This window comes from Bradyrhizobium sp. LeoB3 (genome assembly GCF_055456055.1).
Map to the genome: position 1 here is coordinate 1 of NZ_JBVBEF010000283.1, position 1,511 is coordinate 1,511.

1 protein-coding gene is annotated in these 1,511 nt (G+C 65.0%); it reads left to right on the forward strand.

What is annotated here, in order from left to right:
* Positions 1-269 precede the first annotated feature (269 nt).
* The gene (locus tag ACZXDY_RS45855) at positions 270-1,511 is read left to right on the forward strand and encodes an IS4 family transposase (RefSeq protein ID WP_464350004.1); all 1,242 of its coding nucleotides are present in this window, start codon (positions 270-272) and stop codon (positions 1,509-1,511) included.

The following is a 1,511-nucleotide window of genomic DNA, read 5'->3' on the forward strand; positions in this document are numbered from 1 at the left end:
CTAGGGTACGTACAAAACGCGGTTTGGCGTGAGTGCGGCAAATCGACTCGCTGACGTCGTGAGGGATTCCCAAAGGGAGCCGTCTTGTGATTCCTGTTCGGGCACGCTCGGGTACGGGGGTGCGATATGCAGCAGGTTCTGGGTCGGTTTGGGGATCGTCGCCTCGATAAAGGGGGGCGCTGCTTCTCGACCGCATGGTCCAATTGGGGACGAGCTGCCTGCGCCGCTTGGCTCAAGGCCGGGAAGAGCTTGAGATTCGGTTCGGTCGGTTGCTGCGTAACCCGCATGTGACGACCACGGGGATCATCGCCGGATGGAGCGAGGAGACGGTACGCGCGGCGTCGGGACGGCATGTCCTGGCCATCCAAGACACCAGTGAGCTCAATTTCCGAACGAGCGAAGGCCACCGCCGCGGTCTGGGCGCCATCGGCAAGGGCGTCGGTCGCGGTATTCTTCTCCATCCGATGATTGCCGTCGACGCCGACACCAGTGAATGCCTCGGGCTGGTCGGTGGCAGCCTCTGGACGCGGGCCGAGCCGAACGGCAACACTAGCAAGAAGCAGCGGAAGAACCAGAATCGCCGGCGGCCTCTCGAGCAGAAGGAGACGCGTCACTGGATCGAGACGGCCCAGGCAGCGAAGCCCGTGCTCGCGGCCGCGGCGACAGTGACGATGATCGCTGACAGCGAAGCCGATATTTATCATCTCTGGGCGTTGGTGCCGGCCGCCAACGTGCACGTGCTCGGCCGCACCTATCATGACCGGCCGCTGGCCCAGGGCGGCACGCTGATCAGCGCAGCAAGCAGTTGGCCGGTCCTCGGTACGCGCCACCTTACCATCCGCGAGCGCGAGGATCGGCCCGAGCGCGAGGCCGTTCTCGAATTGCGCGCGGGATCCGTCATCATCCTGCGCCCGCAGGAGGCTCGCGATCGCGGCTTGCCAGATCAGGTGACGCTGAACCTGATTGAGCTGAGCGAACACAATCCGCCCGCCGGGGTCGAGCCGGTGATTTGGCGCCTGCTCACCACCCACCCCGTAGCCGATGCCGCCGCCGCTTGGCAGATCGTCGACTGGTACAGAATGCGCTGGGTGATCGAGCAATTCTTCCGCACCCTGAAGAAGCAGGGCTTGCAGATCGAGGACAGCCAGCTCGACACCGCCGACCGTCTGCTCAAGCTCGTCGCCATTGCCGCCCGTGCCGCCGTCATCATCATGCAACTCACCCAGGCGCGTGACGGCAACAGCGCACTCGATGCGGCTCTCGTGTTCTCGTCCGCGGAAATCGCCACGCTCGAAGCCGTCAACGCCTCCTACAGCGGAACCACTGCGCGCCGGAGCAATCCCCATCCCCACCGGAGCCTTCCCTGGGCTGCCTGGATCGTCGCCCGCCTCGGCGGATGGAATGGCCGCAAGACCGCGCGTCCCCCGGGCCCCATCACCTTCAAGCACGGCCTCGACACATTGCAGACCATGGCCAAGGGATGGGCGCTCCGAGATTTGTACACTCCCTAG